Source organism: Thermomonas mangrovi (genome assembly GCF_028201335.1).
Taxonomy (GTDB): Bacteria; Pseudomonadota; Gammaproteobacteria; order Xanthomonadales; family Xanthomonadaceae; genus Thermomonas; species Thermomonas mangrovi.
This window is the reverse complement of the sequence record NZ_JAPEVV010000003.1, coordinates 96,498-111,712: the sequence shown is the minus strand read 5'-3', so window position 1 is coordinate 111,712 and position 15,215 is coordinate 96,498. Positions and strand designations below refer to the sequence as shown.

The 15,215-nt window shown below is 71.7% G+C and carries 16 protein-coding genes; 9 read left to right on the top strand and 7 right to left on the bottom strand.

Going from position 1 to position 15,215, the window contains the following annotated elements; genetic code table 11:
* Positions 1 to 15: 15 nt before the first annotated feature.
* Positions 16 to 1,599, bottom strand: coding sequence for a carboxylesterase/lipase family protein (locus ON759_RS07100; protein ID WP_271679671.1), 1,584 nt, complete (start codon positions 1,597 to 1,599; stop codon positions 16 to 18).
* A gap of 4 nt (positions 1,600 to 1,603) precedes the next feature.
* Entirely contained in the window at positions 1,604 to 2,935 is a 1,332-nt protein-coding gene (locus ON759_RS07095; protein WP_271679670.1) for a pectate lyase family protein, read from the bottom strand.
* Positions 2,936 to 2,978: 43 nt separating this feature from the next.
* Here ON759_RS07095 and ON759_RS07090 point away from each other — a divergent pair, with 43 nt between their 5' ends.
* The 8 genes from ON759_RS07090 (at position 2,979) to ON759_RS07055 (ending at position 10,787) form a co-directional block, all read left to right on the top strand.
* Positions 2,979 to 3,890, top strand: a complete 912-nt coding sequence (locus tag ON759_RS07090; protein ID WP_271679669.1) for a 2-keto-4-pentenoate hydratase — start codon at positions 2,979 to 2,981, stop codon at positions 3,888 to 3,890.
* Positions 3,887 to 4,876: a TRAP transporter substrate-binding protein gene (locus ON759_RS07085; RefSeq protein ID WP_425608455.1), complete on the top strand. Its 990-nt coding sequence runs from the start codon at positions 3,887 to 3,889 to the stop codon at positions 4,874 to 4,876. The genes ON759_RS07090 and ON759_RS07085 overlap by 4 nt, the downstream gene beginning before the upstream one ends.
* 7 nt (positions 4,877 to 4,883) lie before the next feature.
* A complete protein-coding gene (locus ON759_RS07080; RefSeq protein WP_271679668.1) occupies positions 4,884 to 5,420 on the top strand; it encodes a TRAP transporter small permease in 537 nt (178 codons plus the stop codon).
* A 1-nt stretch (position 5,421) separates the two neighbouring features.
* On the top strand, positions 5,422 to 6,705 hold the full coding sequence (locus ON759_RS07075; RefSeq protein WP_271679667.1) for a TRAP transporter large permease: 1,284 nt from the start codon (positions 5,422 to 5,424) through the stop codon (positions 6,703 to 6,705).
* A 60-nt stretch (positions 6,706 to 6,765) separates the two neighbouring features.
* Positions 6,766 to 7,809: a LacI family DNA-binding transcriptional regulator gene (locus tag ON759_RS07070; protein ID WP_271679666.1), complete on the top strand. Its 1,044-nt coding sequence runs from the start codon at positions 6,766 to 6,768 to the stop codon at positions 7,807 to 7,809.
* Between the two features lie 122 nt (positions 7,810 to 7,931).
* Positions 7,932 to 8,780 carry a 5-dehydro-4-deoxy-D-glucuronate isomerase gene (kduI, locus tag ON759_RS07065; RefSeq protein WP_271679665.1) on the top strand — a complete coding sequence of 283 codons (849 nt, stop codon included), beginning with the start codon at positions 7,932 to 7,934 and terminating at the stop codon, positions 8,778 to 8,780.
* Positions 8,781 to 8,802: 22 nt separating this feature from the next.
* Positions 8,803 to 9,558, top strand: a complete 756-nt coding sequence (gene kduD, locus ON759_RS07060) for a 2-dehydro-3-deoxy-D-gluconate 5-dehydrogenase KduD (protein ID WP_271679664.1) — start codon at positions 8,803 to 8,805, stop codon at positions 9,556 to 9,558.
* Between the two features lie 134 nt (positions 9,559 to 9,692).
* A complete protein-coding gene (locus ON759_RS07055) occupies positions 9,693 to 10,787 on the top strand; it encodes a GDSL-type esterase/lipase family protein (RefSeq protein ID WP_271679837.1) in 1,095 nt (364 codons plus the stop codon).
* A gap of 5 nt (positions 10,788 to 10,792) precedes the next feature.
* Here ON759_RS07055 and ON759_RS07050 read toward each other — a convergent pair whose 3' ends face one another.
* Positions 10,793 to 11,041 carry a hypothetical protein gene (locus tag ON759_RS07050; protein WP_271679663.1) on the bottom strand — a complete coding sequence of 83 codons (249 nt, stop codon included), beginning with the start codon at positions 11,039 to 11,041 and terminating at the stop codon, positions 10,793 to 10,795.
* Positions 11,042 to 11,115: 74 nt separating this feature from the next.
* Here ON759_RS07050 and ON759_RS07045 point away from each other — a divergent pair, with 74 nt between their 5' ends.
* Entirely contained in the window at positions 11,116 to 11,895 is a 780-nt protein-coding gene (locus ON759_RS07045) for an SDR family oxidoreductase (RefSeq protein WP_271679662.1), read from the top strand.
* A 13-nt stretch (positions 11,896 to 11,908) separates the two neighbouring features.
* Here the strand turns inward: ON759_RS07045 and ON759_RS07040 are convergent, their stop codons facing one another.
* The 4 genes from ON759_RS07040 to ON759_RS07025 form a co-directional block, all read right to left on the bottom strand.
* Entirely contained in the window at positions 11,909 to 12,166 is a 258-nt protein-coding gene (locus ON759_RS07040; RefSeq protein ID WP_271679661.1) for an acyl carrier protein, read from the bottom strand.
* Between the two features lie 26 nt (positions 12,167 to 12,192).
* Complete coding sequence (locus ON759_RS07035; protein ID WP_271679660.1) at positions 12,193 to 13,089, bottom strand: crotonase/enoyl-CoA hydratase family protein; 897 nt, start codon at positions 13,087 to 13,089, stop codon at positions 12,193 to 12,195.
* A gap of 4 nt (positions 13,090 to 13,093) precedes the next feature.
* The gene (locus ON759_RS07030) at positions 13,094 to 14,332 is read right to left on the bottom strand and encodes a beta-ketoacyl-[acyl-carrier-protein] synthase family protein (protein ID WP_271679659.1); all 1,239 of its coding nucleotides are present in this window, start codon (positions 14,330 to 14,332) and stop codon (positions 13,094 to 13,096) included.
* Between the two features lie 172 nt (positions 14,333 to 14,504).
* Positions 14,505 to 15,191: a DUF4124 domain-containing protein gene (locus ON759_RS07025; protein ID WP_271679658.1), complete on the bottom strand. Its 687-nt coding sequence runs from the start codon at positions 15,189 to 15,191 to the stop codon at positions 14,505 to 14,507.
* Between the last annotated feature and the right edge of the window lie 24 nt (positions 15,192 to 15,215).

The following is a 15,215-nucleotide window of genomic DNA, read 5'->3' as shown; positions in this document are numbered from 1 at the left end:
GCTCTTTTTTGCGCGCTAGAGCGTGCCGCGTTGCACGAACGGCACCCGCGCGTACAGGCGGCGTTCGCCGCCGCGCGGGTCGTCCTGCACCGCCGGGCCGGCGCCGAACACCATGGTCTGCCGCCGCTCCATCGAGTAAGGCGGCCAGCCGGCGGTCGCGCCGGTGCCCGGGTCGCCGTGCCGCGCGAGCGCCAGCAGCGCGTCGCACATCGCGTCCGCCACGCCCTGCGCCTCCGGCGAGGTGCCGGTGCGCGAGCCCGGTTGCATGAGGTTGTCGAACACCAGCGGTATGTCGAGCGTGTGGAAGGCGCGGTGCACGCCGGCGGCGTCCACGTCGCGCGGATACCAGTCGAGCTGGTAGGCCCAAGTGTTGCCGACGCCCGCACGCGCGCGCGCCTCAAGCTCCTCCACCGCACCGCGCCACGAGCGACCCGCCGTGGTCGCCGCGAAAAACACCTCGCTCGGCGTGTACGCCGGGTACAGGCGGCGGTATTCGGCGATGACGGTGGCGGGGTCGAGGTCGACGAACTGGTGGCGGCGCAAGCGCTCCGGCAGCGCGTCCCAGTCCAGCGCGTGGTGCGCCGGGACGTTGCCGAGGAAGGCGCGGGTTTCGTCGCGGGTGTTGCCCACGACCATCGGGATCGACGCCGACTGCGGTGGCGCGTCCGGCCAGAACGGATGCCGCGGCAGGGCCGTGCCATCCATCACCGGCCCGAAATACAGCGTCGTGTCCTCGACGCGCGAGGGATCCTGCGTGCGCAGGGCCTCGACCAGCGCCGCCGCGGGCAGGCGCAGCATCGCGTCGACGTCGCCCGCGCCGAGCGCGTCCATGTACAGCCGCGCGCGTTGCGCCGCGGCGCGCGGGCCGGCCGCGGTGACCTGCTGCCCGCTCATCGTCCACGCCCGGTGGAACAGGCCGCGGGCCGGCGGCATCGCCATCAGGGTGGCGATCTTCGCGCCGCCGCCGGATTGCCCGAACACGGTGACGTTGCCGGCGTCGCCCCCGAACTCCGCGGCGTGCTCGCGCACCCATTGCAGCGCCGCCACCAGGTCGAGCTGGCCGACGTTGCCGGACGCGCCGTAGCGCGCGTCGAACTCGCCGAGGAACAGGTAGCCGAAGGCATTGAGCCGGTGGTTGACCGTCACCACCACCACGTCGCCGCGCCGGCACAGCCGGCTGCCGTCGTATAGCGGGTCGCTGCCGCTGCCGGTGTTGTAGCCCCCGCCGTGGATGTAGACCAGGATCGGGCGCCGGCCGCCGTCCCGCAGCGCGGGCGTCCACACGTTGAGGAACAGGCAGTCCTCGCTGGCCGGGCCCTCGTTGCCGGCTTGCGGCGCGGCATGGGCGAACGCGAGGGCGTCGCGGACGCCCCGCCACGCCGCCTCGCGACGCGGCGGCTGGAAGCGGTAGGCGGAGGTATCGGCACCGTAGCGGATCCCGCGGAACACCTGCACCCCGTGTTCGCGGATGCCGGCGATCCGCCCGCCGCGCACGCGCGCGAGGGCGTGGGCGGGCGATGGCGCGGGATGCGCCGCCACCGGCAAGGCGGCGCCGGCCACGGCCAGGGAAGCGTGCTTGAGGAAGCCGCGGCGGTCCATGCCTTCAGCGCAACGGCTCGCGGCGCTTCAGCGGCTTCAGCGGCTCCATCGTGCCGAGGTCCCAGTCGGCTTCCACGAACGCCTGCCGGGTTTCCGCCACCTTGGGGTAGCCGCCCACTTCGTCCTGGCTGTCGATGATGTGGCCGCGGCCCTCGATGGTGTTCTCGAGGATGCGGCGATCGATGTCGTCGCGATCCCACGGGCGCGCGCCGACGTCGGCGATGACCGCGTCCTGCACGTCGGCCGCCGGCATCGGCGCCACCCCGAACGGCAGCGGCGGCGCGGACGCCAGCATGCGCGGCCGCACCGGCGCGGTGGTGTAGCGGCCCATCTGCGGCAGCGGGTTGCCGATGCGGTCGACCGCGATGTTGTCGTGCAGGTAGAGGTCGAGCGCGCCCGATCCCCCGAACATGAAGAAGGCCGACTGCATCGGCGTGTCGGGTCCGGCGCGCATGACGTTGCCGATCACCGCGAGGCGTCCGTCCTGGTAGGGATGGCCGGCCCACTCCGCGGCGATCAGGTTGTACATGACGCCGCGCTGGCCGGGGTTGTAGATCAGGTTGTTGACCACCCAGCCCTGGGTGCCGCCCTTGAAGAACGGGTTGCGCTCGTGATTCTGCGCGTACAGGTTGCCGACGATCAGGATGTCGCGCGCGTTGTCGTGGATCAGCGAACCCTTCGAATGCTCGCCCTTGGCGTGGGTGGAATGGGCCAGGCCCTCGGCGATGATGTTGCGGCTGAAGGTGATCCGGTGCGAGGTGCCGTCGCGCCACTGTTCCGGGGTGTCGCCCTTGAAGCGCGTGCCCGAGGCCGACAGGTTCTCGTCGGTGGCCCAGGTCAGCGAGCAATGGTCGACGATCACGTCGTGCGCGCCGACCGTGCTGATCGCGTCGAAATCGGTGCCGCTCATCTTCGCCAGGCCGGCATCGCCGGGACGCACGCGGATGTGGCGGACGATGACGTTGCTCGCGGCGATGTCGAAGCCCCCGCGGATGAAGGTGATGCCCGGTTGCGGCGCGGTCTGCCCGGCGATCGTGAGGTCGCCCTCGGTGATGCGCACGGTCCTGGCCCCGAGGTCGACCACCCCGCCCACTTCGAACACCACGATGCGCGGGCCGCTGGCGGCCAGGGCCTCGCCGATCGAACCCGGGCCTTCCGGCGCCAGCGTGGTCACCTTGATGATGCGGCCGCCGCGGCCGCCGGTGGCGTGCGCCGCCCAGCCCTGCGCGCCAGGGAAGGCGAGCGGTGCGGGGGTGGCGGCGATCCCCGGCAGGGCGAGGCCACCCGCGAGCGCGAGGGCGGCGAAGCCGCGGGTCAGGGCGGGAAGGAGGGGCATGCGGACTCCGTGGCGTGGGGGTTGCTGCACTGCGGATTGAAAAATGACACCGGTTTACCTTATACCGGTTCCAGGCGCGGGGACCATCTGCAGCGCAGCATCGACCAGGGGGCGGGCGTTGGGCAACGAGACGACGGTGGAAGGGTCTGCGGAGGCGGCCGGCATCGCCGGGGCGTTCCTCGGCGCGCGTCGTCGCGGCGGCAGCCTGCCGGGCTTCCCCGGCCGCATCCCGGACGACCTGGTCGCCGCCTATGCGGTGCAGGACCTCGCCATCGCCGGCTGGCCGGACCGGGTGGTTGGCTGGAAGGTGGGCTTCATCGCGCCGGAGCGCCGCGACCGTTCGGGCGACGACCGGCTCTTGGGGCCGATTTTCGCCGGCCAGTTGCAGGCGGCCGGGGATGGCGTGCGATTCCCGGTGTTCACCGGCGGGTTCGGCGCGATCGAGGCGGAATACGTCCTGCGCGTGGAAGCGGATGCCCCCGCCGACAAGCTCGACTGGACGCCGGCCGAAGCGTGCGCGCTGCCCGCCCGCCTGTTCATCGGCGTGGAGATCGCCAGCAGCCCGCTGGCCACGATCAACCAGCTCGGGCCGCGCGTGGTGGTCTCCGACTTCGGCAACAACAACGGACTCGTGCTCGGCGCGGAGATCCCCGGCTGGCAGGACATCCCGGCGTCCGGCCTGCGCGCGGAAACCGCGATCGACGGCCAGGTGGTCGGCGTCGGCGGGGCGGCCACCTTGCCCGGCGGCCTGCTGGCCGCGTATGCGTTCGCGTTGGCGCGCTCGGCGCGGCGCGGGCGTCCCCTGCGCGCTGGCGAACTGATCGCCACCGGCAACGCGACCGGGATCCACGACATCCTGCCGGGCCAGGTCGGGCGGGTGCGCTTCGAAGGCCATGGCGAGATCGTGGGGCTGGCGGTCGCGGTCCCGGGCGCGGACGGCGGAGCGCACGCATGAAGCGTCGCGACTTCCTCGCCGCGGCCGGCGGTGCTCTCGGCGCGCTCGCCTTGCCGGGCGCGATGGGCGCGGCGCCCGCGCCGCGCGTGCTCACCGCCACCGACGTGCACGTGAAGGACTACCCGACGGTCGCCGCGGTGCGCTGGCTGGGCGAGCAGCTCCAGCGCGCGACCGATGGCCGGCTGCAGCTGCGCCAATACCATTCCGGGCAGCTCGGTCGCGAGGCCGAGGCGATCGACATGGCGCGGTTCCGCGCGATCGACATCACCCGCGTGTACTCGGGCGCGTTGAACAACGCATTCCCGCTGACCCGCGCCCTGTGCCTGCCGTACCTGTTCGAGTCCAACGGGCACCTGCGCCACGCGCTCGACGGCGAGGTCGGCGCCGCCGTGCTGCGCGGCTTCGAGCGGCGCGGGCTGGTCGGCCTGGCGATCTACGACAGCGGCCCCCGCTGCTTCTACAACACCCGGCGCGCGATCGTCGAACCGCGCGACCTGCACGGGATGAAGATCCGGGTGCCGGTGTCCGACATCTTCATCCGCATGCTGCGCGACTTCGGCGCCAACCCGACCCCGCTCTCGCTGGGCGAGGTGTTCTCGGCGATGGAGACCCACATGATCGACGGCGCCGAGAACAACATCCGCAGCTTCCAGTCCAGCCGGCACTTCGAGGCCGCGCACTACTGGTCGAGGAGCGCGCATTCCTACGCGCCCGACGTGCTGCTGGTCTCGAAGCGGACCTTCGATTCGCTGGCCCCGCGCGAGCGCGACCTGCTGCGGGACCTGGGGCGCGCCTCGGTCGCGGTGATGCGGACCGCGTGGGATGCCTCGGCGGCGGATGCGCAGAGGATCGTCGAGGCCGCCGGCGTGCGCGCCAACGACGTCGACGTGGCCGCGTTCCGCCGCGCCGCGCAACCGTTGCTCGCCGAGCACGAGCGCGATCCGGCGATCGCCGGCCTGATCCGGCGCATCCGCGCGCTAGCCTGAGGACGCCATGCAGGACGACCACGCCACCCCCGCGCCCACCGCCGCGCAACGCGCGGTCGCCCGCCTGGCCCGGCTGGCCATCGCCATCGCGGCAGGCGCGATGGTCTGCCTGGTGGCGGTGCAGGGCTGGCAGGTAGTGGCCCGCTACGTGCTGAACGATTCCCCGAGCTGGACCGAGCCGGTGACCCTGCTCCTGCTCAGCACCGCGATGAGCCTGGGCGCGGCGGCCGGCGTGCATGCGCGTCGGCACTTCGCCTTCGCCTTGCTGGCCGACGCGCTGCCGCCCGCGGCGCGGCATGCGACGGCACTCGTGCAGGGGCTGGTGGTCGTCGCGATCGGGGCGATGCTGGCGTGGTGGGGCGGCGTGCTGTTCCTCGACGGCATCGACATCAAGACCGCCGGCGCCGCGATGCCGGAAAGCATCGACTACCTGCCGATCGCGATCGGCGGCGCGCTGATGGTGGTGTTCGCGCTGGCCCAGCTGCTGCCGGGCGGCGGGCAGGCCGGCGGCGTCGCGTCGCCGGCCGCGCGGGGGGACGGCTGACATGGCGATCGCGCTGTTGTTCGGGTTGTTCGCGCTGTTGCTCGTGCTGGGCGTGCCGGTGGCGTTCGCGCTTGCCGCGTCGGCGCTGGCCACCCTCGTTTATCTCGGCGTGCCGGCGATCGTGCTGGTGCAACAGGTCGCGGCCGGCGCGGGTTCGGCGAGCCTGATCGCGATCCCGCTGTTCATCTTCGCCGGCGAGCTCATGCTCCGCGGCGGGATCTCGGAGCGCCTCATCGCGCTGGCATCGGCGCTGGTCGGCCGCGTCCGCGGCGGGCTGGGGCAGGTCAGCATCCTGTCGTCGCTGTTCTTCGGCGGCGTGTCGGGATCGGCGATCGCCGACGTGTCCGCGGTGGGCGGCACGATGATCCCGCAGATGGTGAAGCGCGGCTACGACCGCGACTATGCGGTCAACGTCAGCATCACCGCCGCGCTGGTCGCACTGCTGGTGCCGCCCTCGCACAACCTGATCCTGTTCTCGGCGGCGGCCGGCGGCGGGCTGTCGATCGCCGACCTGTTCGCCGCGGGCATCGTCCCCGCGCTGCTGATGACGCTGGCGCTGATGGCCACCGGCTACCTGGTGGCGCGGCGTCGCGGGTACGGGGTCGAGGCATTCCCGGGGTGGGGCTCGGTGCTGGCGCGGCTGGTGTCCGCGCTCCCCGGGCTGGGCCTGGTCGCGCTGATCTTCGTCGGCATCCGCGCGGGCATCTTCACCGCGGTCGAGAGCGCCGCGCTCGCCGTGGTCTATGCCCTGCTGGTGACCGGCGTGCTGTATCGCCAGATGGGCTGGCGCAGCTTCCTCGACACCGTCACCCACGCGGCCCGCAGCGCCGGCGCGATCCTGTTCGTGATCGCCTGCGCCGCGGTGTTCGGCTGGTTGCTGGCCTACCTGCAGGTGCCCGCCGCGGCGGTCGCGCTGCTGCAATCGGTGGCCCACGACAAGACCACGGTGCTGCTGGTGATCGTCCTGATGCTGCTGCTGCTCGGCACGTTCATGGACCTCGCGCCGATGATCCTCATCTGCACGCCGATCTTCCTGCCGGTGGCCAAGGCCTACGGCATCGACCCGATCCACTTCGGGCTGGTGCTGGTGCTCACCGGCGGCCTCGGGCTGGTGACCCCGCCGGTGGGCTCGGTGCTGTTCATCGGCACCGCGATCGGCAAGATCGGCATCGGCCAGGCGATCCGCACGATCTGGCCGTTCTGGCTGGCCGGGCTGCTGGTCCTGCTCGTCGTCGCGCTGTTCCCGCAGGTGTCGCTGTGGCTGCCCGCCGCGCTGAAATCCTGAGCGCGCGCCGCGGCGCGCCTGCCGGCGGCTAGAATCGGACCGGGACACCACGGGCACGCCATGCCAGCCGCCAAGACATCCACGCGTCCGGCCGCCGCCGGCAAGGCGAACACCATCAACGACATCGCCCGGCTCGCCGGGGTGTCCAAGAAGACCGTGTCGCGGGTGATCAACCGCTCGCCGCTGGTGCGCCAGGACACGCGCGAGAAGGTCGAGGCGCTGATGCGCGACCTGGGCTACGTCCCCGACCCGATCGCGCGCGGGCTGGCGTTCCGGCGGTCGTTCCTGATCGGCATGGTGTACGACAACCCGACCGCGCAGTTCATCGTCAACATGCAGTACGGCGCACTCGACAGCCTGCGCGATTCGGGCTTCGAACTGGTGGTGCACCCGTGCGACAGCCGCAGCCCCGGCTACATCGACGGCGTGCGCCGCTTCGTGCAGCAGCAGAAGCTGCACGGGGTGATGCTGGTGCCGCGCGTGTCCGAGGACCAGGCGCTGGCGGACATGCTGGACGAGATCGGGTGCCGCTACGTGCGCATCGCCGCGGTCGCGCTGGACGCGCCGGAACGCATGGTGGTGACCCACGACCACGACGGCGCGGCCGAGGTCGCCGACTACCTGCTCTCGCTCGGCCACCGCGACATCGCGGTGCTCACCGGTCCCGCGCACTACCGGTCCGCGATCGAGCGCACCCGCGGCTTCCTCGGCGTGCTGGAGCGGCGCGGCATCGCGTTGGCGCCCGGGCGCGTGGTGGAGGCCGGTTACACCTTCGAATCCGGCGTGGCCGCCGCGGAGAAGCTGCTGGCGGCGACGCCGCGGCCCACCGCGATCTTCTGCGAGAACGACGAGATGGCCGCCGGCGTGTACCGGGTGGCGCTGCGCAGCGGGATCCAGATCCCGCAGCAGTTGTCGGTGGTCGGCTATGACGACAGTCCGCTGGCGTCGCGGCTGTGGCCACCGCTGACCTCGGTCCGGCGCGATACCCGCGATACCGGCCGGGTGGCGGCGGCGATGCTGCTGCAGCCCGAGGACGCGCCGCGGGCGATGGCCAGCGTCAGGCCGCACCTGGTGACCCGCGACTCCTGCCAGCCCCCGTCCTGAGCCCGGTCGTGGCGGTCGCTCGACACGTGTCGCGACGCAGAATGACACCGGTAGTCAAACTTCCGTAGAATCGTCCCCCGAACGCCCCTGCGCCGAGCGCGGCGCCTGCCTGGAGCCCCTGCATGTACTGCAAGACCTACCACGCCACCCATCCGGACATGATGGACGGCGCCAGCAACGAGCAGCTGCGCGACCGCTACCTCATCGGAAGCCTGTTCGTCGCCGACACGGTGCAACTCAACTACTCGCACAACGAGCGCTTCGTGATCGGCGGCGCGGCCCCGGTGTCGAAGGCGGTCGAGCTGCCGAAGCAGACCGAACCGGCGTCGGCCGCCGGCCATCCGTTCCTGGAGCGCCGCGAGCTGGGTGTCATCAATGTCGGCGGCGGCAGCGGCACGGTCACGGTCGATGGCGCGACGTACGCGCTTGGCCCGAAGGACGGCCTGTACATCGCGATGGGCAGCGTCGACGTCCGCTTCGCCTCCGACGACGCCGCCAACCCGGCGAAGTTCTACCTCGCCTCGACGCCGGCGCACGCGCGCTTCGAGACCAGGAAGCTGTCGATCGAGGACGCGGTGGCGCTGGAGCGCGGTGCCCTGGAGACCAGCAACGAGCGGACCATCTACCAGTTCATCGTGCCGGCGACGTGCCAGTCCTCGCAGTTGCTGCTGGGCCTCACCGTGCTGAAGCCGGGCAGCGTCTGGAACACCATGCCGCCGCACCTGCACGACCGCCGCAGCGAGGTGTACTTCTACTTCGACCTCGGCGAGAACGACCGCGTCTACCACTTCATGGGCCAGCCGGCCGCGCAGCGCCACATCGTGGTGAAGAACGACGAGGCGGTGGTGTCGCCGCCGTGGTCGATCCACATGGGCGCGGGCACCGCCAACTACGCCTTCATCTGGGCGATGGGCGGCGAAAACCTCGATTACACCGACATGCACGTGCTGGACATCTGCCAGCTCAAGTGACGCGACCCGGGAGCACACCACCATGACGCATCCGTTCAGCCTGGCCGGCAAGGTCGCATTGGTCACCGGCGCCAACACCGGCCTCGGCCAGGGCATCGCCCTGGCGTTGGCGGAAGCCGGCGCCGACATCGCCGCGGCGGGCATCGCCGCACCCCTCGAGACGGAGGCGCGGGTGGCCGCGCTCGGCCGGCGCTTCGTCGCGATCAAGGCCGACCTGTCGTCGCTGGAGCCGATCGACCGGGTGGTGCGCGAGGCGCTGGAGGGGCTCGGCGGGCTCGACATCCTGGTCAACAACGCCGGCCTGATCCGCCGCGCCGATGCGGTGGATTTCAGCGAGAAGGACTGGGACGACGTGATGAACGTCAACCTCAAGTCGGCGTTCTTCATGGCGCAGGCGGCGGGGCGGCACTTCATCGCGCAGGGCCGCGGCAAGGTCATCAACATCGCCTCGATGCTGTCGTTCCAGGGCGGCATCCGGGTGCCGTCCTACACGGCCTCCAAGAGCGGGATCGCCGGCATTACCCGCCTGCTGGCCAACGAGTGGGCGGGCAAGGGCGTGAACATCAACGCGATCGCGCCCGGTTACATGGCCACCGACAACACCGCGCAGCTGCGCGCCGACGAGGACCGCAACAAGGCGATCCTCGAGCGCATCCCGGCCGGACGCTGGGGCACGCCGGCCGACCTCGGCGGCGCCGCGGTCTTCCTCGCCAGCGCGGCGTCGGACTACGTCAACGGGGCGGTCATCCCGGTCGACGGCGGCTGGCTGGCGCGCTGAATCCCATGGGACGGATGGGGCGACGGTACTCCCTCCTCCAGGACTTCGCCCTGTCCGTCCCGCCATCCTCGCGCACGCCGCCCGCGCTGCGATTCGCCACGTTCCTGCTGCTGTCCTGCGCCTGCCTTGCGGCGATGGCGGCACCGCAGCGCGCGGCGCCCCGCGAGGTGTTCGTGGTGGGCGATTCCACGGCGAGCCAGTACGGCCCGGAGCGCGCGCCACGCGAAGGCTGGGGCATGCGCTTGCAGTCCTTCCTCGATCCCGCCGCGTGGACGGTGCGCAACCATGCGCAATCCGGGCGCAGTGCGCGCAGCTTCATCGAGGAAGGGTGGCTGGCGCCGTTGGAGCAGGCGCTGGGCGCGGGCGACGTCCTCCTGGTCCAGTTCGGCCACAACGACGAGAAGATCGAGGACCCGACCCGCTACAACGAACCCAGCGAGGCATTCCCGCGCTGGCTGCTGCGTTACGTCGCGCTGGCCCGCGCGAAGGGCGCCACGCCGATCCTGGTCACCCCGCTGGCGCGGCGCAAGTTCGAGCGCGGCAGCACGATCGACCAGTTGCTGGACACGCATGGCCGCTACTCGGCCGCGGTCCGTGCGCTCGCGGCCAGGGAAGGCGTGGGCCTCATCGACCTGGACGCCATGTCCTCGGCGTGGCTGCGCGCGCTCGGCGACGAGGCCTCGAAGCCGTTCTACATGCACGTGCCGGCGCTGGGCCAGGCCGACGACACCCACCTGCAGGCGCGCGGCGCGGTCGCGGTCGCCTGCCTGGTGGTGCGCGGATGGGACGCCATCGATCCCGCGTTGCGGCGCGACTTGGTGCGCGACATCGATTGCGGCGCGGATGCCGATGCGCTGGCCGTGCGACGCGCCCAGGCGTCGCCATCGCAGGTCGTCCACGAAGCCGCCCTCGCGCGCCGCCAGCCCGGGCCGCATGGCGGCGGCGGCGACACCACCGCCTACCCGTTTTTCGCCGATGCCCCCGGCCTCGGGTTCGTGCTGCGCAAGCGCGTGCTGCACAAGGGCGCCGGCATCGGCCTGCACCAGCACGACAAGGACGAGGTGTACTACGTGGTCAGCGGCCGCGGGCGCTACATCCTCGATGGCACGATCCGGGACGTCGGCCCGGGCGACGCCATGCTCACGCGCACCGGCAGCACCCATGCCCTGATGCAGGCGGGCGACGAGGACCTGGTGATCCTGCTCGCCTATCCCAGGGCCATGGACTGAGGCAGCTACCGGGCGGCGGCGTCCGCGGCCGCGCGTTCGCGGTCCGCGGCCTCCCCGGCCTGTTGGACCGCTTCACGGGCGCGGTCCTTGTAGGCGGTGGCGTGTTCGACGATCGCCGAGGGCGAGGCCGATCCCGCATCGGATTGCGACTGGGGCGCGGGGCGGCGTTCCTCCTCCGGCGGCTTCGGCGGCGCGCAGGCGACGAGGGCGAGCGTCGCGCAGAGGGCAGCGGTCAGGCGGATGGTCCGGGGCATGCGGGGCTCCGTGCGGGTGCGGCGATTGCCGGCGTCGGCCTATCCTACGCCCGACGCCAACGAGGACGCCGCGCATGGACCGCAACCGCTGGAGCCTGGAGGGACAACGCGCGCTGGTGACCGGCGCCAGCGCCGGCATCGGCCTGGCCATCTGCCGCGAACTGCTGGGCCTGGGCGCGCAGGTGCTGATGGTGGCGCGCGAGGCGACGGCGCTGGAGCGGGCGCGCGCGGAACTCGAGGAGGAATTCCCGGGGCCGGAGGACGCGGTGCTCGCGCTGCCGGCCGACGTCACCGACGAGGAGCAACGCGCGGAGATCCTGGACTGGGCCGCCGACCAGGGCGGGCTGCACCTGCTGGTCAACAACGCCGGCGGCAACCTCACCCGGCCCGCGCTGGACTACGGCGAGGACCAGTGGCGCGGCATCTTCGAGACCAACCTGTTCTCCGCGTTCGAACTGTGCCGCGCCGCGCATCCGCAGCTGGCGCGGCACGCGACCTCGAGCATCGTCAACATCGGCAGCGTCTCCGGCATCACCCACGTGCGCAGCGGGGCGCCGTACGGGATGAGCAAGGCCGCGCTGCACCAGATGACCCGCAACCTCGCGGTGGAATGGGCCGAGGACGGCGTGCGGGTGAACTGCGTCGCGCCGTGGTACATCCGCACCCGCCGCACCTCGGTGAAGCTGTCCGATCCCGATTACCTCGACGAGGTCCTGCAACGTACGCCGATGGGCCGCGTCGGCGAACCCGAGGAAGTCGCCTCGGTGGTCGCATTCCTGTGCATGCCGGCGTCGAGCTACGTCACCGGCGAATGCATCGCGGTGGACGGCGGCTTCCTGCGCTACGGATTCTGAGCCCGCCCGCGCATCAGTGGCCAGGCCGCGCTGCCGCGAGGCTCGATTCGATCAGCGCCACCAGGTCCGACAACGCGGGATCGCGGGGCAACTCCATCGAGCGGAAGCGGAAGCCGAACCGGTCCTCGATGTCCATCAACAGGTCCAGCATCAGGATGGAGTCGATCGCCAGGTCGGACTGGCGGGTGCCGGGTTCGAGCGGAGTCGCGGGCGTGCCGTAGCGTTCCACGACCAGTGCGCTCAGGGCATCGAAGATGTCGGTGGTCTGCATGGGCTGCCTCCGTGGGTGGGGATGGTTCATCGGGTGCCGGCTCCGTGGCGCGACGGCTGCGGCGTTTGCGCCCCCTGCAGGAGCACGAGCGTGCGCAAGGCGCGGCGTTCGTCCGCCGAGAGATGCATCGCGGCGTGCACCCAGTCGTCGACCACGCGGACGCAGGCATCGCGGTCCAGCGCGCTCGCGCGCAGGCGGATCCGCTGCACCGCGAGCATCGCCGCGTGCCGGTTCGTGCGTTCGGCGATGAACCGCGCGACGGCGGCCTCGCCTTCGCCATCCGCGCAGACCTCGTCGACGATGCCCATGGCATGCAATTCGCGGGCGCGGTAGAGCCGGTTGTTGGTCATCATGCGCTCGGCCTGGCGCGCGCCGACCCGTTGCTGCAACAGGCCCATCGCGCCGGTGCAAGGGAACAGGCCGAACACGATCTCCGGGAATCCGAACGTGCTGCGTTCCTCGGCGATGATGCGGTCGGCGCCCAGCGCCATCTCGAAGCCGCCGCCCAGCGCACGGCCCTGCACGAGGGCGATCGAGGTCGCGCGGGAGGAGAGCGCGGTCGACCAGCCGAGCATGAGCGCGAGGCAGCGCATGGAGTAGTCGTGCAACGCCACCGCGTCGCCACGGGCGATGCAGGACTCGAACAGGCGCAGGTCGCCGCCCACGCAGAAGTGCTCCGGATGCCGCGATTGCAGGACGACATGGCCCGGCCGGTGCTCCGCACCACCGCCAGCGGTGAGGCCATCAAGCAATGCCAGCATCTCGTCGAGCAGCGCATGGGTGACGTTCTGCAGGCCGGTGGCGGCATCCGGCGACAACCGGACCCACAGGACGTCGCTGCCGCCCGACGTGGTGCGATCGAGGGCGACGCGTTCGCGTGCAGCGCGGGGTGCGGGCATGTCGCCGTGGGGCATGGCGTGCATTCGCTCAGTGTGCGCTGGTGCCGGGGTGGGCGATGACCAAGGCGGCGTTGGTGCCACCGAAGCCGCAGGAAAAGCTGAGCGCATGGCGGATCCGGCTGGGGCGCGCGGCTTGGCCCACATGGTTCAGCGCGCAACGCGGGTCCGCGGTGCCGAGATGCGCGCTTGCCGGCAACAGGCCTTCGCGGGTGGCGAGCACGGAGACCAGGCATTCCAGCGCGCCAGCCGCGCCGAGCAGGTGGCCATGCACGGACTTGGTGGAGCTCACCGCGGGGGCGTCGGGCGCGGTGCCGAAGACCTCGCGCAGCGAGGCCGCCTCGATCGCGTCTCCGCCGTCCGTGGCGGTGGCATGCGCGTTGACGTAGTCGACCTGCGCGGGTCCAAGGCCGGCGTCCTCCAGCGCGGCCCGCAGGCATCGCACCTGGCCCTCCGATGCCGGCATGCCGATGTGGTGCGCGTCGCAGGCCACCCCGTAGCCGACCAGGTAGCCGTGGATCACGGCGCCGCGTGCACGCGCATGGTCTTCCGCTTCCAGCACCAGGAACGCGGCGCCTTCGCCGAGCACCAATCCTGAGCGCCGGCTCGAAAAGGGCTTGCACGACGCGGCCGGGTCCGCGCCGTCGATCGGCGACAGCGCGCGCGTCCCGTCGAATACCCCGAACAGCGGCGCCTCCAAAGGCGCCTCCGCACCACCGGCCACGGCGACGTCCAGGCGCCCGTCGGCGATCGCACGCATGGCTTCGCCGATCGCGATCGCGGACGATGCGCAGGCGCTCGCATGGGTCAGCACCGGGCCCTGGATCGCATGCCGGATCGCGACCTGGGCGGCGCCGCCGTTGGACATGATCGCCATCGCGGTGAACGGTCGCGCCTTGCGCTTGCCACCCAGCAACATGTCCGCATGCCACTGATGGATGGTCGCCACGCCGCCGTTGACGTTGCCGTAGTGCAACCCGGCGCGCGATCCATGGCGCTCGAATCCGGCGAACCCCGCGTCTTCGGTCGCCTGACGCGCGGCGATGATCGCCATCGCCTGGCAGCGATCCAGGAAGGGTTGTTCCAGTTTGGGGAATGCGGTCGAGTAATCCGCCTGCACCCGCCCGGCGGGGAAAGCGGCACCGAGCGTGGCGCATTCCATCGCGACGATCCCGGAACGGGAGGTGCGCAGCGACGCCAACGCCTGTTCCACATCCAACCCAAGCGGGCAGACGGTCCCAAGTCCGGTGATGGCGACGCGTCGTTGCACGGAACGGCCCGATGGAAAGCGGCACGCAGTATGTTTTCGGCAGGGCGTCGCCGGGAGCGGAGCATGCAGCCTGTCCGCGCGAATCCTGCGTTGATCCCATCCGCATGCGGACCAGCGCACGCGGCGTCAATGCCCGGTCGCGCGCATCGGGGACGATGCGGGAACGCGTTGGCTAAGGCGTGGTGTCGGTCGCCGGCGCGACCGGCGAACAGTTGCTGGCCTTGAGCGTCGCATCCAGGGCGGTCAACGCGGCCTGGCGCTCGCCGCGGTCGGCATCGCTGGCGTAGCGCAGGCGGAACTCGGCCTCGTCCATGCGCCGATACCAGGCCGCGCAACGCTGGGCTTCGGGCACCTCCGTGCAGGCATCCTGCTTCATCTCGCAGGCCTGGCCCATGCCCAGCGCAGCGCTGCCGTCGATCCCCACCACCTGCAGCGGTGCGCAACGGGGCGCCGGGGTCGCCGTTTCCCCCAGGTAGCGCGTTCCCTCCCAGGTCGAACACTCGAACAGGGTGGGGGGTGGCGGCAGGGTCGCGGCTGCAGCGGCGGGCGTGCGCTGCATCGTCGGCCCGGCCACCAGCACGAAGTCGCCGCGCACCGGCGGCGCGGACGCTGGCGAGGCTTTCGGCTTCGCCGCGGGCACCGGGACCGTGCGGACTTCGCCGATGCGGCGGATTTCCTGGCGCATGCCCGCGGCGCAGGGCGTGCCGTTCTGCACCGACACCTGCCCCTTCGCATCGGTGCACTTGTAGAACACCGTCGCATCAGGGGTCGCCGCTGCCTGCTGCGCCGCCGACGATCCGGGCCCTGCGAAAGCGAGGGCGCCACCGAGGCAGGCAAGCAGGGGCAGGTGCGCGCGCATGCGCCTATCTTGGGCGCAGCCATG